We start from the raw sequence: 21433 nt of genomic DNA, 5'->3' as shown, positions 1-21433 counted from the left end.
GATGTTCCCATTTTGTGCTAGCTCAGCCGCATGGCTAGATGCACAGCACCAGTAAGAGGTCATATACGCGGCGGCGGAGCGGATTGCCCAGTGTGCGGCCCCCGCTATCGCGGCTATAGGTCATCTTACACCTCGTCCTATATCCCGTCCTACACACCTTCTTACTCATCGTCGGGAAGCAGTGGGGGCGGTCGGAGTAGCGGTGGCGGATCTCGTCGTACCGCAAAGCCACGCTGGTCAGGAGCTGGCTCGAGCCAGTTCTACACGCCGGAAGAAGTGCGGGCGCTCACCCCGATCCGAGAAACCGTAGAAAGACGAGCGCCGCTACCCGATCTTCGGCACATCTTCTTGTGCCACGCATGGGACGACCGGCAGGGGCCCGCCAAGGAGCTGAATGACCTTCTCGTCGGGCAAGGGGTGTCGGTCTGGTTTAGTGAGAATGACATCGGACTTGGCGAGCCATTTCTCCGCGCCATCGACAAGGGGCTGGCGAAGTCGCGGATTGGGATCGTGCTGGTGACTCCCTCTCTGCTGAAGAGCCTTCCGTCTGGGGGCGTCGCAGACAAGGAGCTTTCCGTGCTCCTGCAGCGCGATCAACTTGTTCCCATCATCCATAACACCACCTACGATGCTCTCCGCGAAGTCAGCCCTATGCTCGCCTCGCGGAACGGGCTGGACACAGCAGAAATGCCGATGACAGATGTAGCGGCCAAGCTAGCTGAACTGGTCACCACCTAGCATCAACGCGCCGGGTGGGCGAAGCGCCGAAGGTCAGGTGTTCCGGACATGAGCACCAGCGACCTGCGGCAGTTACATGTACGATGAACCCACCGCAATACCTCGGCCCGGTGGCGTCACGCTAAGCACCGGCGCGCCCTCGTCGATCCCTGCTGACAGTCGGCCTCCCACGCCCGTGGCGACCCGAACCAGCGCTCGAAGGCGGAGGAAGGCAACATCGCTTGTCCAAGCGGCTGCTCCCACGCGAGCTCGGACGGCCAGGTGGTGTGTCCGCTATCTCGACTCTTGTGTCGGAAGCTGCAATTCCGCTGACGGCCCCGGTGCAGACGTTTGAAAGACAAGAGGCGAACCCGGTATAGCCAGCGGATGCACTTCGCACCTTGTAGATTCTCACACCAGATCAATAACTTATTATAAAATCGCACATTGCAGCAAAGGATCGCAATGTGCGGGAAATGGCGAAAACACCAGCAAAAACAACCAACCGAGCGCCGCACAATGTGCGCCCTTTTATCTTGCCGTCTTAATCGATTGTGCTTTCCGGGACTCGCTTGCCATCGTCGTCTCTCCTCCAATCTACGACAGGACACTCTTCTATACTCCATGCCACGATTCCGTATTCTAGCGTCGAGTCCCGATGCCCAGTGCAGTCTTCCGCGCTGTGCGATGGGGTCTACCGGCTGCATGAAAGCAGCACGGGAACCGTCGTGGCGCACTTTTCCATCGGACTGACGGAGCATCGTCACAGGCAATCCGGCGCGGTCCGACCGTCTCGCGATCGGCGCGGCCGCAGGCAAGATAAAGTGCGTTCCGTCGTTCCTGATCGGCATCAGTCCTCATCCGCCAGAGCGGATCTCTTGTGTCAGATGGCGCCGGTCAGTGTGCCGACGCCATGCGTTTCAACTTCCGTTGCACCGTTCATCGATGCGCTCCCGACACCCTGCGATCCTTGATATGAGCGCGCCGGGCAGCATCGCTTCGGTTCATCGTGGAATTGCCGGCACAGAACGTTCCGTCGCTCCATAGCGCGTGCATGATCACCGCCAGCTTGCGCGCCACGGCGACACAGGCTTTGCGGTGGCAGGAGCGTTTGGCGATCGCCTGTCCGCAGTTCGTGACCTTGTCCCTGCCCTTGAAGCGCGTCATCAGCCCCGACGCCTCGTAGAGCGAGCGTCGCACATCAGCATCGCCGGCCTTCGATGTACGACCCTGGATGTCGATCGAGGTGCCCGATTGCCATCGCCGCGAGGTCTAGGCCGCGAGATTGCGTGAGCGGCGGAAGCGCGACGGATCGTCGATCGCCATGAAAGTGCTGTGACCGGGCCGACGCCGGGGATCGCCATGAAGCGTCGGCACAGCTCGCTGCGTACCACCATATCGACGACGAGATCCTGCAGCCGGCAATACTGCCTCCACAGCGTCGTGCGCGCCGACAGCATGGCGTCCATCAGCTCGGACGATAGCGGGTCGTCTGCCATAGCCTGGCGCACCGCCTAGTCGAACGCTCCCCGTCCGATCTTGCTCGACCGCAGGCCGAACGACTTCAGCGTACTTTGGATGGTGTTCAGCGGGTTGAGGACTTCGCCTTCAAATTGCGTCTGCTGGTCGGCAGAACCTGTGTCAGGTAGCAACTCGCGGATCCGTGCGCATCAAATGGGCGATGCCGAGCGTAGCGGCCTTGTCGGCCTTGCTGTGCTGCGCCGACGTCGCGCGCACGTGCAGCAGCACGCCGCGCATCCTCAGCTTATGGAGTTTGGGCGTCAGTGCGCCGGCTCCGGGCCGACGCGTCGAAGCCGTCCCAGAAACTTCGAGGATCGCCGGATCGGTCGCCACGCGATCTGCAGGATGTTCGCGGATATGAGGTCGCAGAACACTGGGGCCGCCGACATAAGAGCGACACTTCCTCTGCGTTTGCTCAGCGGGGGCAACAAGGCGGTTCAAGCGGTGGGAACGATGTCTTGGAAACGAACGGTCGCGCTTCTCGGCTGAAGTTGTTCCTCAAGCGGCCGGATAGCTAGCTTCAAAGGCATCTGCCCCGCAATCCCGCTGAAAATGCATGTTCCGGTGGGCAATGTCGGGATCGATTCCTCGGTCAGCTTGTCGATATAGGACACCGCACTCGCTATCGACTGCAGATCCTTCTGGTTGATGAGCCGATGGATGAAATAGTTATGGGCCTGCGAAGTGATCGTTGACGAAATGTCATTTGGACGCTGGCTAGAGATCGTTACGAAAACGCCGAATTTCCGTCCTTCCTTGATGATCTCCTCGAACGTCTCCAGGCGATAGTCCTTCCAACTTTCCGACTCGCGAAACGACTCACGTGAGAGAATGTTGTGCGCCTCATCGATCACCAAATTGAGCGACCGGTTTGGGCCGAGCCGCTTGTGATCTTCGTAGACTTTTTTCGCGACGAGCAACGGTACCGTCTTCTTCATCTCGAGATTGGCGTCGCCAAGCGCGATGACGAGCACGTTCGACTCGAACAGATTGGCCGCCGGATCGGCACTGAAGATTTTGCGGATATCGGCCTGCTTGCTTTTAAGCTTGTTGATGGCCGGGGCGATATGCTCGTTCTGTGCCCGGTTGTGCAGCACGTCCCAGACGAGCTGCACATAGGTGAACGTGACGAGATCCGTCACAGTGTCGTTTGCAAATTCGAAGTTTTCAACGTGACCGTAGACGACTGTGTTCGGTATCTGGTCGGGTGTGGATTTCAGGAAAAAATTCGTGCCCCTTAGTTTGAACTCGTTCTGCGTGTTGTACCAATCAAGATCGGCCGCGAGCTCGACGCGCTCCCCTTCTGCATCGACCTCAGGCAAAATTTGCCGCAGGTAGTCCATCAATTGGTCTACGCGGATCTTGTCAGACATCTGGAGGATCTGAGTGACCTGCATGCGCAGAATGTTGCGCATATATGCCAATGGGTTCTCGCTATCCGCGACTTTTTGCTGAAGCGCCAGCGCTCGCTTCAGAAACGGCTTTTGCGTTTTCTCTGTCGCATCCGCGAGGATGCTGACGATCTCGATGTCAGCGAAGCCGGCCGCACCGAGCGGTATCTTGTCGCCGGTGTCGTTGCGCGTAGACAGCTGCAAAACTGTCTTGTGCGGCGTCAGACAATTCGCGCCGACATATTCATTGTTGAAATCGAACAAAAGGATGCGCGAATTCGCTTCGAACGCCGCCACATTGCGAGCGCGCATCTTGGCGATGAACTCCTGGTAGATCATTGCCAGCGTGTTCGACTTGCCGCTGCCCGTGTTGCCGAAAATCGCAATATGGCTGTTCATTAGCCCGTCGACCGGGAGTGCGATGTCATACCCTTCGTATTCCGATCGGGCGACGTCGAGCGCGACGCCGTTCTTTACAACCAGGTTGTGAACCTGATGCACCTTCGCCTTTGTCAGCAGGAACGCTTCGTTTCCAACCAGCGGCAACTCCTTGGTGCCACCGAAAAATGCGCCCTTGTGATCTAGAAAGCCAACGAGTGTAACCGTCAGAATGCGCTTGCCGTTCAGATAGGCGAGCGCACTGGGTTTGCGATCTTCGGCCTGCGCGTTCTCCCCCTCGACTTTGCCGATGAGGGATAGAAAACCCTTGCGGACTTCGACGTAGCTGCCGACCGCAATGTTGCGCAGCACGTCCCCGTCGAAAAACAGCTCGGATAGATTCTTGTCAGTATCGACAGAAATAAAGACCTTGCGGCCGGTTACGGCGGACACCTCGCCAACCCTCAGCGCGGCTTCTCTTGCAAGACGGTCGGGCTCAGATGCCATCGGCCACACCCGGCAGAATCGACGTCAGCATGCCGTTGAAGCTTTTGAAGTCGATGGTGACCCCCGCTGCAGGCGCGAGAATGCTGACGTTGCGTTGCTTCGAAAATTTCGACTCGTAGCCGGCGGCCGACGCGTGATCGAAGGAAACGATGATGAGCTGGGTCGTCGGATTGCGTAACGCACGGCGCGTTAAATCCAGGATATGCTCATCCACGAACGAGAATCCAAATGCGATGAGCACGGTGTTCTCTTTATCCATCGCCTTCGAGAACAAGCGAAGGAGGTCGTAGTAGACCCTCTCCATCAGGGTTGCATGAAATTTCCGGAAGTTGGGCAGAATGAGAAAGTGCTTCTGCAGGTAGCCGTTCACCTCATCGATGACGGCCTTTTGGTCCTCCGTCAGTTTGGGAACGGGACTTGGATCGAAGACAATAGAATCCGCCTTGCGGCGCCATGACAATGATCCATGGAGCTTTACGAGATTGATCGTCGGGATCTCGATCTGATGTCCGTAAACCGGCCCCGACCGGTACGTTCGGTCAAAATAGCGTTCAGGCGTGAAGCTGAATTCAGGGCTCAAGCTGGATGATCGCTCGAACCCGTCGTTCAGGATAACTGACGGCACGAGGCTCGACGCGTGTTCCAGGAACATGTCGTAGTTTGTCGTAAACACCGTCGCCTGCCGGGGCAGCAGGATGTTCTTACGCGCGAACAACATGCGATCGATTGTCGCGAGAAACGATTTGTAGTTTTGAGCCACGCCATGAATTGGGTTTGCTTCGTCAGCGGCAGCTATCTGGGCGTGGATGCTGTCGATCTGTTCGATAAATGCGAGGCATCTCCGGCTTGCCCCTTCCTCGTTCCCGCCGGTGAGCAACGCGTTGATTTCTTGCTCGATGTTGCCTGCGGTCGGGATGGCCGGGAACGATGCGCCCGAACCAATCAGGAAGTTCATACTTCCTGACTGGATGTAGGACTGCAGAAATTTTGCCGTACTCTCACTATCCGCCGTAACTTCTACGATGTCGACCATTTACCCCCCAAGGATATTTCGTCTTTTTGCGTAGAGGCAACGTATCTGATTTGTCCGTCTGCCGCGAAGCTATGTTTTGTTTTTCATAATGGCGGCATCAGCCGGAGGCACCGGGGCGTTCTGGCACGGGACCCGGCCCGATTTGCGAGCAATGCGGCAACTTTGCGGATGCGGGGATAGGTTCCCGTTCTGATGGCCCGCGATTTTTGTCATCCGGAACGATGTTCGCTCGCGAGTGAGGGAAAACTGGTTGCAATCACACGGGATCACGCTCTTTGATATGCACTAACGATTGAGCAAAATCAGACGCGCCGATCGCGATGTTGGACCTTCCTTTTCCCTCATCGTGACAAAATGGCTTCTGCTGCCCAAAAAAACGCACCGTAACTATATGAATTTTATGAATTTTATCAAAGGCGAAAAAACCGCGTTCTGGCTGGTAGAAGTATTGTTATAAATAGCGCTGCGTGACAGCTGAGAACACTATGTCTGGAAACCTAGTCGAGAGCATCATAAAGCGGGACGGACCCTGTCTGTCGACCGAGCTTGCGCGCAAGCTTGAATCCCAGGGTTTGACACCCGAGGCCGCACGTAAAAGGATTTCTCGTGGCACTGGCGGTGTACACCGGCTTGCTGGACTCGTGTTTCCAAGGGGCGTGCGATTTTTCTACCACGAATCTGACTACAACGGCGAACGGTATTGGACTGCATTGGCACACGCCGTCAGCGTCGCCAGCCCGGCGTATGGTCCTGCCCTGGCCGCACTGCGAGCGCGAGGCGGGATCGTTCCGCGCGAACATTTCTCGATTATCAGCGGTTCGCCGATATTGCAGCGCGGCCAAGTGGCCAGCAACACTGTGCTTGAGCGGCTGGAAGCAGTTAAGCTGATAAGCACCGTTAATGTGGAGGGAGTCGGCGAATGCGTTGCGCTCGGGGCGAAGGGATTTCTCGGGCGCGCCGACATCTCTAGATTGCCAGCACGGCTGCTAACCGAGAAAATTCTGCTGCTCGCCGTGCGAGACTGGGCACGCCGCCTCGGTATGGCCAGTTACGACAAGATCACGCTACGGAATGATGGAGCGCTGCCGCGTTTTGGCACCTTCAACTGGGATCTTTGTGGTCCGACGTATTTGTCGCCAATGGTCCGCTACGACAAGGCGCGTAAACGCCAGCCGGGCTTTCTTGTCTGTGACGCCGTAGTTGGCGAGATTGTTGATGAAGTCGCGATCGCAGCATTTGTTCGCAAATGCAGGTTGTCGGCCGCAATGCGAAACCTCCCGCCGCTGATGCCGTTGATGATCGCCGACAGATTCACGCGAGAAGCGTTCCGCCTCGGAAAGTCACGCGGGATTATCATGGCTACGCCCTACACGTTGTTTGGCAAAGACGTGGCGATTGGGCTTGCAACGCTTCTTCGGACGCTGAGCAAGGCAGCAGCAGTGGCGGTCGGAAAGCCGGAGGTCATGATCGAGCTCTTTGATCGATTGGGGCAGATCGAAGGTGCCGCAGGCAATCTGAGAGGCGCGCTCTTCGAGATGCTCGTAGGACATTCGACCCACGCAACCGACGGAGGTTCGATCGATATTGGGCGGCGCGTCGCCAGTTCTGATGGGTTCAAAGCCGAGATCGACGTGCTGCGGGTAAAATCCCATGAAAGCTGGGTCTACGAGTGCAAGGGATACCAGCCCGATCATATGATAGGCGGGGGCGAAGTGAAGGAATGGCTCGAAAAGAAGGTGCCAGGCATCTACGCCACGCTGCGTGGCCAGGAGGGGCATGCCAGCAAAGCGATCCATTTTGAATTCTGGACTACGGGCGGTTTTTCGGCCGAGGCCGTTGCGATACTCGACGAGGCCGCCAAGCGGACTCGTCGTTACACGGTTGGCTATTTGGCAGGCCCAGGCGTGAGATCATACGTTGCCAAGTTGCAGGTTCCCGGTCTAACCAAAATGCTCGATGAGCATTACTTCAACCATCCAATAAGCCGCTTCAATCGGAAATACGATGCGGTTGCGAGCTTCGATGCGATCTCGCCCAGCACAGATCTTGGCTTTGACGACATCGACGATGTGGCTTTGGAAGATCTGGATCTAGAAACTCTCGGTGACATGGAAGGCGACGACGAAGCGCTGTAGAAGTTGGTCAAAGCGTCCGGCCGCTCAGGGTCGGTGTCCGCTTCGATCTCAAGGCGCCTATGCCGACCTCGCCGCTACCCGTTCGATGTCCGCATGCAAACGTCTTGGCGTCCACGATGATTTGGAAGATTTCAATCTATTGCTGATATTCGCCCGCCAAGCACCTCATGCTTAGCGGGCGTATTGAATGTGGCCTTGACCAAATTGCTTTCTGGCCGCTCGCGGACCTACCGTCCCGGCTTCTTTGCACGGCTGTTTCCGGCGGGAAAATGGACGCTGAACCTAGACCCGAAAAAATCGGTACATTTCCGGCTGGCTCAAGATCGCGAAATTGAGATCAGCTGCCTCGACATCGTCTCTATTTCCACCAGCAAAGCCCTCTTGTGGCACACAGTCGAGATACGAACTCGCGACAGAACAGACACCCTGTCGGCACTTATCGGGTGAAGCGGCCACACAGCTGGCCGCGGACCTTTGTGCGTTCATCAATACTCATCTCTTTGGGCTGATCGCCAGCGATAGGGAACGCCTGTGCGACGTCGACGACAGGCTTCGGCAGATCACCGAAGGCAACAGACAATATCTGGCGCAAGGAGATCTCAGCAGTGCCATCGCGAACGTTCCCGGCGCTGCGGCGGCCGCCCTCTCTCACCCGCTTCTAGACGCAGACCTGATGCCGGCAGGGCTCAGCGCCTCCCTCCCGGCCTCGTTCGCCTTGATAACGGACCCGAACGTTCGCCGTGCCTACAACGAGGCTTTCGTCAGCTCGGAACTGATAAAATTCCAAACGTTCTTTGACGATCTCGACAGGCGTTCGTTTTCCGATCAGCAGCGCGAGGCCTGTATCCGGCTGGAGGACACCAACCTGCTCGTCGCCTCCGCTGGGTCCGGCAAATCCGCGACAATGGTCGGCAAGGTCGCCTACGTTTTAGAGAAGCAACTCTATCGACCTGAAGAGATCCTGCTCCTAGCCTTCAACAGAAACGCAGCCGATGAACTCAGGACGAGAATCGCTGCCCAGCTACAGGTCGCGGAGGACGCCCTCAAATGTCGTGTTACGACCTTTCATGCGCTCGGGCGCGGAATCATCGAGGAGGTCGAGGGCCGCCCACCCCAGCTCGCCAATTGGGTGGATCATCCCGCTGGCGAAACCAGGTTCATCGAGGCGATCATCCAGAACCTTGTCGAGAGTGATCCGGAATTTGCCCGGTTGTGGAGCGACCTTCTCGTCGTGCATCCCAAGGCCGACATTCCGATCGAGGCATTTGACAGGCAGGCCGACTATCAGCGCTACGTGACGGACACCCTCCGAAAGGGTAGCGCCACGATCGGTTCCCTGTCCGGCGTGATCGTAAAGTCGTTGCAGGAACAGAAGATCGCCAACTGGCTTTGGCTTATTCCGTCACCTTCGAATACGAACGGCAAACGGCGGTAGCGGAAGATGGTGGCGCGGTCCGCCATCTGCATCCCGATTTCTACTATCCACAGACCGATACGATGCACGAGCATTTCGCTCTTAACGCCGACGGAACCTCACCCTTTGCGGACTATGCCCAGCACGCCGAGAACAAGCGGCAGGCATATCGCCGCAATGAGATCGATTTCTTCTAGACCACTTCCGCTCAGGCCAGCGACGAGACGCTGCTCAGCACGCTGGAGTCCGAACTGGCGCGTCGCTCAATACCTTTCGAGCGCAAGAGCTATGCCGAAATCACCAAGGCGCTCGATCCGGTCGTTATCAAGCACTATCACCAGCTGATATCCACCTGCTTGAAGCACATACGTGCCAGCCACCTCACGCTCGACATGCTGCTCGAACGTGCCGAGACCTTGCACGACAAGGAGCGTGCGAGGCTGTTCGCGCGCGCGGTCTGGCTGATCACTCAAGGGTATTCCCGAAAGCTCGAGAAAACCAGGTGGATCGATTTCGATTCGATGATCGCGGATGCGGTGCGGCTGGTCGAGACTGGCCGATATCGAAGCCCCTATTCCCTCATTCTCGTGGACGAGTTTCAGGACATTTCCGAGCCGCGCGCTAACCTCATCAAGGCGCTCAAACAGCAGAAAGCGTTCAGCAAGGTGTTCGCGGTCGGAGACGACTGGCAGTCGATCTATCGCTTTGCCGGATCGGACATCACGATCTTTACACGGTTCGAAGCGAACTTCGGGACTAGTTGGCAGGGGCGCTTGGAGCAGACGTCGCTGTAACCAGCTTATTGCCGAGACAGCCGCTAAGTTCGTCCAGCGCAATCCTGAACAGATCAAGAAGTCCGTCCGCTCGACGCGCCCAGCCGTCTCGCGATCAATCCGCGTCATTCCCATCGATGATAAACGCGACAAGCCAGACTTTGCGGTGGCATGTCATCGCCTGCTCGAACGGCTTGATGGCGCTCTGGGGGGCATTGCCAGCCGGTGGCGCGACCAAAAACGCGACAAGCTTAAGGTTCTGGTTTTGTGGCGGTACAACGTCCTCGATCCTTTCGAAGGAAGACCGCCGTCCTTTGCCAATATTGAAGTGGCCGGGCTGTCGTTTCACCGCGCCAAGGGCCTAGAGGCCGACTATACGGTTCTGCTTGATGTCAGCGAGGGTAACTACGGCGTACCTAGCCGCATCGAGGACGATGAGCTGCTGAACCTGGTCAATCCCCGCCCCGAAACCTTTGCCTATGCGGAAGAACGACGTCTGTTCTACGTGGCGCTGACGCGCGCCAGCCGAGGCGTCTACATGATCACCAATCGCCGTCAGCCATCCCGCTATATCCAAGAGCTTTGCGAAATTGCCGGTGACGAAGTCCGCTTCGAGACGATTGAGGGAGCAGCACTAAGTCAGTGCCCAGCTTGCCTCGTCGGCCAATTGGTTGAGCGGCGCAACAAAGACGGATCGATGTTTCGTGGATGCAATCAGTTCCCCGATTGCGAACACGCTGAGCCCGCAACCGTAGTCCGTGGGCGACGCACTCCTCCACCGCGCTCGTAGCGGCACTCTAGAAATTGCTTAGCGTCGGAAAACGCCGTGACCTTGGTCGATGAATGTTCGAGCTCCCTGCAAGGGAGTGCATGGCAGACTAAGGCGCCAGCCTGGAAGCGCCAGTAGCGATGATCCTCGGAATCAGATGAAATGCGACGTCAGGAGAAGGCCGGACGTGCGGATGACGAAATCGCCTAGATATTTCGGCGCATGGGGCAATGTGCCTGCCGATGGCGACGTGCGGCCGTTCAGCATGCTCAATCCGTCGGGGGGTGACATCAACCGGACCAACCGCCGGCATCACTTCATTTCGGCCGTCTATATGGACGGCTTCGCGGATGATAGCGGCAGAGTGCAAGTCTACCTTTGCGAGGCGCCTGGTAACCCTCTGCCGCCGATGAATCCCCGGGCCATCGGATTCGAGCGAGACTACTATTCCCAGAAGCTTCCCGGAGGTGACCACGACAACCACCGTTTCGAGGATTTGTGGAACACAATCGAGACCGTATGGCCGGAGACGGTGCGGGCGCTCGCGGCACGCCGCCTGTCACCAGCCATCTCCTTCAACGTGCTTGGAATGCAAACGATCATGCGTGCGCGCGTTCCGGCGACGCGAGATCGACACGCGCTGATGATCGAGGCCAAGATTCGCTGCGAGCACAAGATCGGCGAGAAACTGGGTCTCCTTCCCCCGCAGCTCGAGCGCTATTCGGGCCAGTTCGACACCGTGCCCGTAGGCGTCAACCCACACGAGACGCTTCTGGCGATGAAGGGCGAGTTCAAAAATTTCGGCGACCTCTGTTTCCGCCTCGGCTTCGAGGTGCTTCACAACAAGACAAGCACGCCTTTCCTCACATCGGACAATCCGGTCTGCAGCTATGATCCACGTCAGCCGCTCCATGCGCGCACCTCTTACGAGCATTCCGGCGAGATCGAGCTGATCTTCCCGGTTTCGGCTCACATGCTCGTGCGCGGCTCTAGCAAACGTAGGCCGGTGAACACGATCTCGCGCCACCGCGACATCTCCGACAGCCGCAAAGTGCGGCAACTTAATCGGACGATTGCGCAGTTTTCCTATCGCATGACGATCGGCCAGGATCGCTCGAGCGATGATTTGATCCGCGCCCTTGGCGCGTTGGTGCCGACCATCACCACAAGAGTGCGCCGGCTTGGGAAAGAGGTGCAAATCATCTGCCACGATGTTTTTGGCCCCCGTCCGACGCTCTCCCAATATATCGATACGCCCGAGAAGGCCGCACGCCTCGAGGCCAGGATGGCCGCCGCATCGAGCCACGCGGACCCGGCTCCCGAATGACCGGATTAATGGAAGCGCCGTCAGGGATCAATCCGCCCGTCGCGGTATCACTGACAGGCCAAGGGCGGCATTTTGCGCCAAAGCATGCCCATGATAACCACACGTTGTATCTCTCAAACGGGATTTCCTGATGGAGATAGCAAAGCTCTCCGAGCTGAAAAAGCTGCGGCATCTCAACGTCGAAGCCTTGAACGGCCGGGCCATCAACATGATGGCGCTTTGGGAAGACGGATCCTGGCACCTCTGGATCCCGACCGCCGATGGCACGTTGATGGAGATGCATCCGGTTGACGCCGCCCATTCGGCCTATTGGGGCAAAAGCGCAGCCCGCGACGAAGACCTGTGGTTCAGCCTCTTCGAGATATTATGGCAGCGCGCGAGTTTTCCAGATGTTGTGCCGTTGATCCATGCGATCGCCGACGATTTTCATCTAATGGCTGCCAGTGCGGCCAAGCTCGAGCACTTTCACGCGCACGCAAAAGACACCGAGGGCACGCTGGTCAGTTCCTTCGTGCGGAGTGAGCTTGAGTACATCCTCATCGTTGCGAGATCGGTGTTCGACCTGACGCAAGAGGCCCTTTCGCGCTGCTGGAACAATCACATGGTTTCACTCGACCCCGAGGCCGAGGCCATAAGGCGTAGGCATCCTCTGCCAACGAGTTTTGCAAAGGTGCTCTATCGCGCGAAGGTGGCTCGCACGCCCGCAGATCTAGTTGCTGACTACGCTCTGCCACAATCCTTGGCGCAGACCTATCTGGACTATGAGCCGTTCTTCTCGAGGCTGCGCGAGTTGCGCGACGGCATCATCCACGGCATCTCGCGCACGGATGGACTCTTCGTTACGGAGAAGGGCTTTTGTGTCTTTCCCACAACGCGACCTTTTGCTGATTTCCCATGGAAGGCAGAGCACTATTTCAACGAGAACATCGTCTCGTTGAAGCCCTGGATAGCACACATCGTCTCGGGCACGATCGACGCCTGCTCAGCCCTTTTGTTCAGCCTCGCTAACTCAACGCAGTTGCCGGGGAACATTGCAGAAGGCTATCGCGTGTTTCTCCGCGATCCTGCCAATGGGGCCTTGCTCAGGTTGCTAGAAGCAGAGACTGGAGATCAAGTCTGGTGGTCCGGCCCAACGCAACAGCCACAACCGACACCTAGGACCATTTCGCCGGCGAAGGCCACGTGCCTATTCCATCGAGCAGCACCGGGCCGGTAAAGATCGGCCGCTCGTGTTTCGGCAAGCTCGAAAGCGGATATCTGACGACCGACCGGCTGATACACGCCCTTTGTGGGCGCTTCCAGCCCAGATATCGGCGTTAGAGTAGACGCACCCTCTCAAGGAATTGCAGCGCATGCTTGCTGGTTTATCTGCAGGGCCCGGAATCCATCGCTTTGGGTCTTCATTGACGGAGTCTGCTCCGTCATGCTCACGCGCCAGCATGTCGGCGGACATCGTCTTGAGACAAGCTCGGCGTCATACCTCTAGCTGCCTGCGTTCCAGCGATCATAGCGTCCGTCCGGGTCGTGGAAACCCGATAAGCTGGGTTTGGTCTTTAAAGACCAGACCTTCTTTGCGAGCGCTTCCAAATCGGACGCCGCACTCGGGCTCCAGTTGTGGCGGATAGCCCATGATTTGATGGTGCCGGAGGGATCGCCGTGCCCTTTGGCCCGCAGGATGCGCAAGATCTCGTTGGCCATCTGCTTGTCACGGGGATGTCCTAGGCCAGTCGACAGATTGATCATTTTGGTCAACGTCTCCAACGCTCGAACCACAACTGGATCGTCGATCAACACTCTAGGCGGTTGCTTCTCCTGTCCATGAACATGGGCGCTCCATCGCGCTGCCCACCCATCAGCCTCGCCAGGCACCCAGGGCACGGCCACAGCGCCAGCGACGCCGTGGAGGCCATCGACGAAATCGAGAAGCGACTCATTTGCGTAGTAAGCGATGACCACCGAACTCCGGGCTTGGTACCTCAAGGTTTTCATTGTCTCGGCGTGTATCTTGCCACCCCAGGACAAATTGACCGCCTTTCCTTTGTCCAGGGCCTTGGACGCCGCAGGGCCCAGGAAGCGAGACAGACTCGTGCCATCGAGCTGCCCCCTGGTGTGAGTGAGCAGAATGACGTCCGAAACCCCGACAGCCTTGGCGATCTGCTCCGCGTAAGCCAGTGCCAGGCCGAAAGTCTGTTCTTGCTGGCTGTCAAGTGGGATGAGAACACGAACGATATTGGTCATAATATGCCCATTACGATATTAAGTAGGGAGCCAAGAATTTCAGAAATTCACTTCTGAGTAAAGCATTTGTTGGGATTTGTCGCATCCAAGGCGTCACTCTACATTATCATCGCCGCAGCATTATTATTTCAGGTGAACGTCTCATCTCTGGAATGGCGTGGGAGTGGCTGGCGATCTGCTATGGAGAGGCGGTTAGCTGGCTTTGGGAGCGGGCAAGCTCCATGCCTCGTGAGGCGGCTCCTTGAGCCGGTGCTCCTGCAGGTCCGGTCACGCGCTCGAGCAGCCGACTATCATTGCAGTGGGTGGGAACAAACCAGTTTGCCGTTGTCGATCCATCCAGCACAACTGTAAGAGTGGCGGGTGACGGAGGGCGCATCGTGACAGACGACGTCGACCATGACGACGTGTTCTCCATCGGCAGTGTGTCCATCGAGAAGCTCCTCGCGGAGCATAAGTCGCTCGCGGCAGCCTTTGCGCCCTATGATCGACTGCGGTTGGCCGCGACATTCGGAGCCCTACTGACCCGTCCGGAGCTATTGGGCAATAGCCATCGCCTCGAGGTGCTGGTTCACCTCGCCCTGCTGACAGCCGAGGGAACAAAGAAGCCCGACGACCGGATCGTGGAACTTGCATTCAACGCGATGTCCGAGACCTTTGTGGGCCTGAGGGAAGACCCCAGTGAAGAGGTTGCGGTGCATAATATCGGTACCGCTTTCGGTAACTTTCGCATGCTGACCGGGACGTGGGAGTCTGGCGGATTCTATCTCCAGCGGCTTGTCAGCACGCTCGAGGGCCTGAGCGACGGCGGCCTGATCGGCTCTCTTCGCAGTTCGGTGCTCGCACTCCTTCGCCTTTCCGATGAGATCTGTCGCCGCGCCGGATTGGAGCGAAACCAACTGGGTCCGGAGATGCCGATCAAGGCCTTGCCGCGAGGCGTGCGGTCGGGGAGTGGCGGTGCCAGGCGACTGGTACGTCTCTCACGGGAGGAGGTCCAGGCCCTCGGTATTGACCTGGACGACCTGGTCCCCTTTGGATTTCGGTCCAGCCTGCTCGGTCGGCTGCGGGCCGAAAGAATTGGACACTCGCTGCTGGAGCGTTTCCCGCTCATCCTCGGCCAAGACGCACTCTATTTCATCCTGCCGACATCGACCGGCACCGCCATCACGCGGTTCGTCATCGAGAACATCCAGCATGACGATGCCCTGCGCCCGCTTGCGGCCGCCCTGGCCGGAAACTACGGCTCGCTCTTTTCCAGCACGCAGATTCTCGACGAGCGTTCGGTCTCAGTCGAGTTCCGCGGTGCTCCCGGCGGGCTTGCGGCCGCGGCGATGATGGAGATCGACCATGGCCTTTATCTCAACTTGATCTTTGTCGCCGACGATCTGCAGGGGTTCACCGGGGATGGTGTTCTCGGCTTCTTTCCTTCTCACGGAGACTGGGACAAACTCGTCGATCACTGGGTACAGCAGTCCTGGGAAGCGGCGAAATCAAGACCCGATTATGTCGGCGGCCTGACCCTGGTCATCCTCTGCGGCATAGGCCGTGGCGTACCTGACTTTGTTCTCGACACCCCGCGCGAAGGCTGGCGCACCGAGATGATCAGTGCTCCCGACCTGCTGACACTGTCCTGGCTACCTGATTTCAAGGCGTTGTCACTTTGGCGGATCCTCGAGGCCAGCGATCGACTTGAAGGGCTCGGTGTCGGCCTTCACAACTTCAACGGACTGGTCAATTTGGTCGGGTGGGCTCGTGAACTGGGCGGGCACCTCGTACCCCACGCATCGCTGCCGCGAGAGTTGGGCGCCGAATCGGCGCTTGTCTGGATTCGGCAGAACAGCCTCAGAGACGTTCGGCATGAGGCGTTGACACAGTGGGATGCGCACATGGCGCTGCATCCGAGTGGAGAGTGGCGCCCGGTTCGACGCGGTGAGCACTCGATGTTTGTCGAGGATCGAAGCAGGCCCTTCTACATGGTCGATGCCAGGCCCGATGGCCAGTGGCCGCAAGGCGTCTTCGAGTCCGGCTCGCGGCGTTGGTGGTGTAGGCGTCCTAACTTGCTCGATTGCGTGCCAATCGAACAAACAGCCGTCTCGATCAGATCGAGACGGTTATCGATTTATGATGGAATTGGTTGCGGGGACGCGCTTGAGATAGGGTCGCGACTAACCTCCTCATCGAGTCGCCCGCGGGAGACGCACCCCTAAGCCGCTTCGGGGCGGGCGACGAAAATCTGATACAGCGACACGTTTGTGAATAGGCACCACATTCTCGGCTTTGACCGGGTTGAGGTAGTCAGCCCATGCTCGCATCAGCTTGCGGCGCTTCTCGATGGCAACCGGCCTGCGATACCCAGAGGAGAGATGTAAGCTCCGGCCTGTCGTTGGTACGGGCGTTAGAAGGCAAGAAAAGCGCCCGCCGGCGCCTTTGCCATCAACGGCAATGATGGAATTTCTTACCCCTATCGGCTCGGCTGTGGTGAGCGGTCCTTGTTCCGCTTGTCTGCGACGTAGCTCTGCCCATTCTCCATCTTCATTATGTCGAAAAGGCCAGTCGCCGCGAAGAGTGCCGGAAAGTTCTTCACTCCATAGTTTCGTGGATCGATGGGCGCCTGTCGTTTCGCTGCGCTTCCTGCCGATGACATAGCTGCCCATCCATCATCTTGCGCCGTGGCTTCCACAGCGCCACGCAGGATCGTCACAAGGATCGTATCTTGCGACAGAGATTTGCCCGTTCGCTTGTCAGCGGACTTTTCGGCGGGCGTTTTAGATTTGGCCGCCGATTCCGCTTTGGTCTTTGGTTTCGCGCCGGGGGGTTCAGGAGTTGTCGGTTGCTCAGCATCGTCCAGGCTATCGAGGTAGAGGAAAGTCGTGCAGGCATTGATGAACGGAGTGGGCGTTTTGCGTTCCCCAAATCCGTAGACTTCGTGTCCATTGGCCTTCAACTGCATCACTAGTGGTGTGAAATCGGCGTCGCTGGAAGCCAAACAGAAAGCGTCAAGCTTTTGCGTGTAGAGAAGCTCCATTGCATCGATCACAAGCGCAATATCGGTGGCGTTTTTGCCGGCCGAATAGGTGAACTGTTGAATGGGCCGAATTGCAAAATGGTGCAGCTTGTCTTTCCAATTCCTGAGATTGGCGCTTGCCCAATCGCCATAGGCGCGGCGGATATTGGCCGTGCCGTATTTTGAAAGTTCCGCCAGTATCGCTGCGATCTTGCCGTGGGATACATTGTCCGCATCGATGAGCAAGGCGATTCGCCGATCAGATGTGGTTCGTGAGCGGTCCTCATTTTTCCATTCGATTGTTCGCCCTCACTGCGCATCTTCATTGATAGCATCTATGTGCGATGTGCGCACGATTGTGGTTCAAGCAGCGCCCTCCGGTGCGCCGTGAGGAGCAATTGGCTTATCGAGACCGTCGGGGGCCCTGCCACTTAATTTCGATCGATCTTCGGCGACGTTACGGGCTATGCAGAGCGTCGGCGATAGCAGAAGAGTGCTTCTTCGATAGTGGGTCTCGCGATGTAGCGGTCTCCCAACTCGACCCCCCGCATCATGGGATGTCATTGAGGGGGGACGAACTGGGCCACCCCAAGTAGCAACCGCTATCGGCTTGTGAGATAAGGTGCAGGTATGCCGGCGTCGTAGCGTGCAGAGCGAGGTTTGGGAACCAAACTAATCCACAGAAATATTTTGTTGGTAGTCCTGTTGGTAGGTGCCGTGGCTATGCGAACCACAAACATTTGAAAGCAAAACCAGATTTCATTTACTTGGAATCCGCCTCTGGGCACCATTTCCTTTGTAAGGTGTTGACGCAGCTGAAAAACTAGCAAAATTATATGCTTAGGCCTGCCCGAGTGCTACACACGGGTGTTACACATGGTCCTTGCTATGGGCCGTCCTGTCAAACATCGTAAGACTGGGGTGTACTGGTTCCGAAAGCGCCTACCGGCGGACATTGCCGCGCTGGCGCCGCATGTGCGAGCGATGGCATAGATGTCGCAGGGATGGTGATCGGTCCGAGCCAGCATGCCGCGCGCCCTTGCCGTGAGAACGCCGCGTAAATTGCATAAGTCTCCGCTTATAGGCAAGGCTCAACGAAGCCCGCCCCAGACAGTTTTGCCCCCGTCCGAGGCGGGCTGAGGAAGCTGATGGAGGCAGCCTCCGGCCTTGGCCCACGGGGATCAAAACCAAGGCAGATTCGAAACTTCACCCGGCGAAGAATGTTCCGGCCGTGGTGATCTCCGGCTGTAGTCACATTAGCCCCAACTAACGCTCTCTGGACTCTTTTCGCCAATGAAAGCATTCTTCCGGCGGGGAGAGTGGGACTGTGGGCCAAGTCCAGCAACAGGGGTCAGCCATCCTGATCGATGGGGGGATCGCAGGGCAGCGGCTCAATCTGCCGCTCGCGATCATCTTGACCGTCAGCCTGGTCATCGCGGCTATTGCGCCATTCGACGTTGGCTTCGTCGCCGTCACGTTCGGATCTCCAGTTCTACGCGTCATGCTTATGGCCGCCCTCGTGATGATCGGCGCTTGGTCAGCGAGCCAAGTCGGCCTACGTCTGACCGCATCGGCTCGATCAGCATTGATCGGGGCGATTGGTGCCATCCTGGTTGCCGGCTATGTAGTCTGCATCGACTGCTATCTATTTCGAAGCGTTGTCCCGGAATCCTATGCGCAATTTTTCGAGCAAATGCCGCTGGGTGAGCGCTTTGCCTATTTCATGCTCCGCGCGTTCAACGAGAATGTGATCTATCGCCTGTTCGTATTCGCGACCGCCCTTTGCCTGCTTTCGAAGCTGACGAGGGTAGGAGCAAGGGAGATGGCACCGATCGCCATCCTAGCCGTCATGGTCGCAACCCAGGCGCTCAACATTGGGATGAACGTGACGGCGTTCTTACCGGGCCCGATATCGCCGCTGGTGCTCACCTACGAGGCTTTGCGCTACGTCGTCCCAGGCGTCATTTGGGCATGGCTGTTCTGGCGCTTCGGTTTCCTGACTGCCGAGATTGCTTCGGTTGGCTGCCATCTGTTTCTTCAGCCGGCGCTGGGCATTCTGCTTTAGCCGCTAACGGTCTATTGCGTGATCCTCGTTTAGCATCCGCTGATGGATGACACGTTCGAAGACTTGATTCACGCTGTGAAAGCTGCGCCAAAAAGCGATCGGCTTGGCATTGTGCTGGCGAGCCTTGCCATCCTTGCCGCGGTGGCCGGCAGTGTATTGCTCAAAGGAACAGGGCACGATCAGCCGCGACCGCCAACTGTCGACATTGGCCAGATCCTTCACCCCGGAGTGGTCTGAAGCTACCCCCATGCAGAGAAGCCCGACGGCGGAGACTGGTTAAACGCAGTGGCGCCAAAATTGGCGGCGGAAAAGTCTGTGCTGTTATAAATGCTGATACCGGCAAAAACAGCGCCGGAATTGAGGCCACTGGGGAGCGATATCCCGCCGGCACCAGTCGCAGGATCGAGATGTCAGCGCCGTGGTTGATGTGATAGACGGCGCCGTCAATCACGAGCGCCGGGACGGACTTGACCCCCGGCTTCGTCGCTTCGGCACGCCGGCCCTTTGTCACGCCCCGTGCGGCCGTTGCCGATCCTGGCGCCATTCACGGTTTCACGGAAACGGCAACCTGCTCTAACTCTTCGTTTTGACGCCATTCCCAAGGGAAGGCGCTCTGCTCTTTCCTTGGGAATGGCCGGCACGCTGGCGTGCCGGCCATTGGCGTCAAGCGTGGCGGATTTCGGTTCCCAGCACCTTCAAGCATTCGCGGATGAACGCGGCAAGCGCCGTCCAACCCTTGGCGGACACCATCGTCCCGTCCACATAGGCATCGGTGGGAGACAGGTCGATGTAAGTGCCGCCGGCAAGCGTCACCTCCGGCTCGCAAGCCGCGAGAGCCCCGACCTTCTTGCCGCGCACGACGCCATCGACCGCGATCAGAATCTGGACGCCGTGGCAAATCGTGAAGATCGGCTTTTTGGTCTCGTGGAAATGGCGCACGATCGCCTGCACGCGCTTGTCGGTACGAATGTATTCCGGCCCTCGGCCGCCTGCGCAGTAGACCGCATGATACTGGTCGAGCTGTCTTTCGGCGTCCGAAAACGTCTTGTTGATCAGCGCATAGTGGCCAAGCTTTTCGGTGTAGGTCTGGTCGCCCTCGAAGTCGTGCAGCGAGGTCTTGATCATGTCTCCTGCGTTCTTGTCGGGGCATACCACATGAACCGTGTGGCCCACCGCCTCCATCGCCTGCTGATAGACGAAGATTTCGTATTCCTCGGTGAACTCACCGGTCAGCATCAGTATTTTCTTGCCTGGCATGGCTCTTCCTCCTGTTGGGGCTGGGCGAGGTGTGGATCGCGCCTCGCCTGTCTTCGAAATCGGATCGGATCAGAACGGCGGGGCCTGGAAATGAGCGCTCGGCGCGCAGCACCGGTTCGACGGCGCCCGGCACGCCACCAGTAGGCAGCGTGCTTCCTCCCTCTCCGGCGATATTGGCGGAAATGGACATCGGGTCCGACCTCAATCGAAGGCCGGAAGCAAGCGATCGCGCGAATGCTCGATATGGAGGCGCATCGCCTTGTGGGCGGCGTCGGGATCGGCCGCGCCGAATGCGGCGAGGATCGCCTCGTGTTCGTCGAGCGCTTCCTCGGTCACGCGGGCATGATACATCAGGCGGAAGATATGGAAGTGGGTATGCTGGTGGCTCAACGTCTGCCGAATGAGTTCGTTTTGCGAAAACTCCATGATCTTGTCGTGGAAGATCGCGTCCTGCCGGGCGAAATTCGAATAACGCAGGCGATCGTCCTTGCCTTCGCGCCGTGACATCACGCCGGCTGCTTCCAGCAAAATGCTGAGCTTGGCTTCGTCCATGGCAGCGGCGGCTTTCGCTGCGGCATGCGGCTCAAGCAGAAGGCGCATCTCGTACAGTTCGTCGAAGCGGCGCCGTGTGATTTGCGGTGCCGCACGATAGCCGATCAGGTGCGTCTTGAGCACCAGGCCTTCGCCTTCGAGGCGGCCGAGCGCCTCGCGGATCGGCGTGTGCGAGACGTTGAATTCCTTGACCAGGCTGTCGACGGTGATGCGCGAACCCGGCGCGATCTTCAGCGCCATCAGCTGCGCGAAGATCGCTTCGTAGACATCCTCGACCAGGCTGTTGGAGCGCTGGATGCGACCGCCGCCGGCGGTCGTTTCGGTCGTGTCGGCTGAGTTCGCGATCTGCATCTTT

At 58.1% G+C, this 21433-nt stretch carries 18 protein-coding genes and 1 pseudogene; 12 read left to right on the top strand and 7 right to left on the bottom strand.

Annotated elements, in window-relative coordinates; translation table 11 throughout:
- Positions 1 to 276 precede the first annotated feature (276 nt).
- A complete protein-coding gene (locus ACLGL5_RS11220; protein ID WP_348628492.1) occupies positions 277 to 738 on the top strand; it encodes a toll/interleukin-1 receptor domain-containing protein in 462 nt (153 codons plus the stop codon).
- 918 nt (positions 739 to 1656) lie between these two features.
- Here the strand turns inward: ACLGL5_RS11220 and ACLGL5_RS11215 are convergent.
- The 3 genes and pseudogenes from ACLGL5_RS11215 to ACLGL5_RS11205 form a co-directional block, all read right to left on the bottom strand.
- Positions 1657 to 2457, bottom strand: a pseudogene (locus ACLGL5_RS11215) (transposase); the annotation flags it as partial.
- A 218-nt stretch (positions 2458 to 2675) separates the two neighbouring features.
- Positions 2676 to 4514, bottom strand: a complete 1839-nt coding sequence (locus ACLGL5_RS11210) for an ATP-binding protein (protein WP_069093269.1) — start codon at positions 4512 to 4514, stop codon at positions 2676 to 2678.
- Positions 4504 to 5547 carry an SIR2 family protein gene (locus ACLGL5_RS11205; RefSeq protein ID WP_069090996.1) on the bottom strand — a complete coding sequence of 348 codons (1044 nt, stop codon included), beginning with the start codon at positions 5545 to 5547 and terminating at the stop codon, positions 4504 to 4506. Before ACLGL5_RS11205 ends, ACLGL5_RS11210 begins: the two co-directional genes overlap by 11 nt.
- Positions 5548 to 6032: 485 nt before the next feature.
- On the opposite strand from ACLGL5_RS11205, the gene ACLGL5_RS11200 reads away from it, so the two are divergent.
- From ACLGL5_RS11200 to ACLGL5_RS11165, 8 genes are all read left to right on the top strand, one after another.
- On the top strand, positions 6033 to 7682 hold the full coding sequence (locus ACLGL5_RS11200; protein ID WP_069090995.1) for a hypothetical protein: 1650 nt from the start codon (positions 6033 to 6035) through the stop codon (positions 7680 to 7682).
- Between the two features lie 195 nt (positions 7683 to 7877).
- Positions 7878 to 8129 carry a hypothetical protein gene (locus ACLGL5_RS11195; RefSeq protein WP_141700887.1) on the top strand — a complete coding sequence of 84 codons (252 nt, stop codon included), beginning with the start codon at positions 7878 to 7880 and terminating at the stop codon, positions 8127 to 8129.
- 226 nt (positions 8130 to 8355) lie between these two features.
- Positions 8356 to 9117 (top strand): UvrD-helicase domain-containing protein, encoded by a 762-nt coding sequence (locus ACLGL5_RS11190; RefSeq protein WP_083246540.1) that lies wholly within the window; start codon positions 8356 to 8358, stop codon positions 9115 to 9117.
- Entirely contained in the window at positions 9072 to 9293 is a 222-nt protein-coding gene (locus ACLGL5_RS11185; protein ID WP_083246539.1) for a hypothetical protein, read from the top strand. Before ACLGL5_RS11190 ends, ACLGL5_RS11185 begins: the two co-directional genes overlap by 46 nt.
- Before the next feature lie 159 nt (positions 9294 to 9452).
- Entirely contained in the window at positions 9453 to 9890 is a 438-nt protein-coding gene (locus ACLGL5_RS11180) for a UvrD-helicase domain-containing protein (RefSeq protein ID WP_171903240.1), read from the top strand.
- Between the two features lie 145 nt (positions 9891 to 10035).
- The gene (locus ACLGL5_RS11175) at positions 10036 to 10659 is read left to right on the top strand and encodes a 3'-5' exonuclease (protein WP_245307025.1); all 624 of its coding nucleotides are present in this window, start codon (positions 10036 to 10038) and stop codon (positions 10657 to 10659) included.
- A gap of 172 nt (positions 10660 to 10831) precedes the next feature.
- The gene (locus ACLGL5_RS11170; RefSeq protein ID WP_069090994.1) at positions 10832 to 11965 is read left to right on the top strand and encodes a DUF4238 domain-containing protein; all 1134 of its coding nucleotides are present in this window, start codon (positions 10832 to 10834) and stop codon (positions 11963 to 11965) included.
- A gap of 130 nt (positions 11966 to 12095) precedes the next feature.
- Positions 12096 to 13181: a hypothetical protein gene (locus ACLGL5_RS11165; RefSeq protein ID WP_069090993.1), complete on the top strand. Its 1086-nt coding sequence runs from the start codon at positions 12096 to 12098 to the stop codon at positions 13179 to 13181.
- 266 nt (positions 13182 to 13447) lie between these two features.
- On the opposite strand, the gene ACLGL5_RS11160 is transcribed toward ACLGL5_RS11165, so the two are convergent.
- Complete coding sequence (locus tag ACLGL5_RS11160; RefSeq protein WP_069090992.1) at positions 13448 to 14203, bottom strand: DUF1889 family protein; 756 nt, start codon at positions 14201 to 14203, stop codon at positions 13448 to 13450.
- 377 nt (positions 14204 to 14580) lie between these two features.
- Here ACLGL5_RS11160 and ACLGL5_RS11155 point away from each other — a divergent pair, with 377 nt between their 5' ends.
- A complete protein-coding gene (locus tag ACLGL5_RS11155; RefSeq protein ID WP_069090991.1) occupies positions 14581 to 16407 on the top strand; it encodes an anti-phage protein Upx-like protein in 1827 nt (608 codons plus the stop codon).
- 254 nt (positions 16408 to 16661) lie between these two features.
- On the opposite strand, the gene ACLGL5_RS11150 is transcribed toward ACLGL5_RS11155, so the two are convergent.
- A complete protein-coding gene (locus ACLGL5_RS11150; protein ID WP_210184867.1) occupies positions 16662 to 17450 on the bottom strand; it encodes an NYN domain-containing protein in 789 nt (262 codons plus the stop codon).
- A gap of 1081 nt (positions 17451 to 18531) precedes the next feature.
- Here ACLGL5_RS11150 and ACLGL5_RS11145 point away from each other — a divergent pair.
- Entirely contained in the window at positions 18532 to 19269 is a 738-nt protein-coding gene (locus ACLGL5_RS11145; protein WP_019863198.1) for a hypothetical protein, read from the top strand.
- A 42-nt stretch (positions 19270 to 19311) separates the two neighbouring features.
- Positions 19312 to 19506: a hypothetical protein gene (locus ACLGL5_RS11140; RefSeq protein ID WP_167470462.1), complete on the top strand. Its 195-nt coding sequence runs from the start codon at positions 19312 to 19314 to the stop codon at positions 19504 to 19506.
- A gap of 426 nt (positions 19507 to 19932) precedes the next feature.
- Here ACLGL5_RS11140 and ACLGL5_RS11135 read toward each other — a convergent pair whose 3' ends face one another.
- The gene (locus ACLGL5_RS11135; protein WP_069090988.1) at positions 19933 to 20526 is read right to left on the bottom strand and encodes a DJ-1/PfpI family protein; all 594 of its coding nucleotides are present in this window, start codon (positions 20524 to 20526) and stop codon (positions 19933 to 19935) included.
- Positions 20527 to 20727: 201 nt separating this feature from the next.
- On the bottom strand, positions 20728 to 21429 hold the full coding sequence (locus ACLGL5_RS11130; protein WP_069090987.1) for a GntR family transcriptional regulator: 702 nt from the start codon (positions 21427 to 21429) through the stop codon (positions 20728 to 20730).
- Positions 21430 to 21433 lie beyond the last annotated feature (4 nt).

This window comes from Mesorhizobium sp. U510, from assembly GCF_059180695.1.
This window is presented reverse-complemented; position numbering and strand designations above follow the sequence as displayed.

Coding starts and splice junctions, on each gene's coding strand:
- ACLGL5_RS11210 (WP_069093269.1), bottom strand. CDS start 4,514: ATGGCATCTGAGCCCGACCGTCTTGCAAGAGAAGCCGCGCTGAGGGTT.
- ACLGL5_RS11205 (WP_069090996.1), bottom strand. CDS start 5,547: ATGGTCGACATCGTAGAAGTTACGGCGGATAGTGAGAGTACGGCAAAA.
- ACLGL5_RS11200 (WP_069090995.1), top strand. CDS start 6,033: ATGTCTGGAAACCTAGTCGAGAGCATCATAAAGCGGGACGGACCCTGT.
- ACLGL5_RS11190 (WP_083246540.1), top strand. CDS start 8,356: ATGCCGGCAGGGCTCAGCGCCTCCCTCCCGGCCTCGTTCGCCTTGATA.
- ACLGL5_RS11170 (WP_069090994.1), top strand. CDS start 10,832: ATGACGAAATCGCCTAGATATTTCGGCGCATGGGGCAATGTGCCTGCC.
- ACLGL5_RS11165 (WP_069090993.1), top strand. CDS start 12,096: ATGGAGATAGCAAAGCTCTCCGAGCTGAAAAAGCTGCGGCATCTCAAC.
- ACLGL5_RS11160 (WP_069090992.1), bottom strand. CDS start 14,203: ATGACCAATATCGTTCGTGTTCTCATCCCACTTGACAGCCAGCAAGAA.
- ACLGL5_RS11140 (WP_167470462.1), top strand. CDS start 19,312: ATGGATGACACGTTCGAAGACTTGATTCACGCTGTGAAAGCTGCGCCA.
- ACLGL5_RS11135 (WP_069090988.1), bottom strand. CDS start 20,526: ATGCCAGGCAAGAAAATACTGATGCTGACCGGTGAGTTCACCGAGGAA.
- ACLGL5_RS11130 (WP_069090987.1), bottom strand. CDS start 21,429: ATGCAGATCGCGAACTCAGCCGACACGACCGAAACGACCGCCGGCGGC.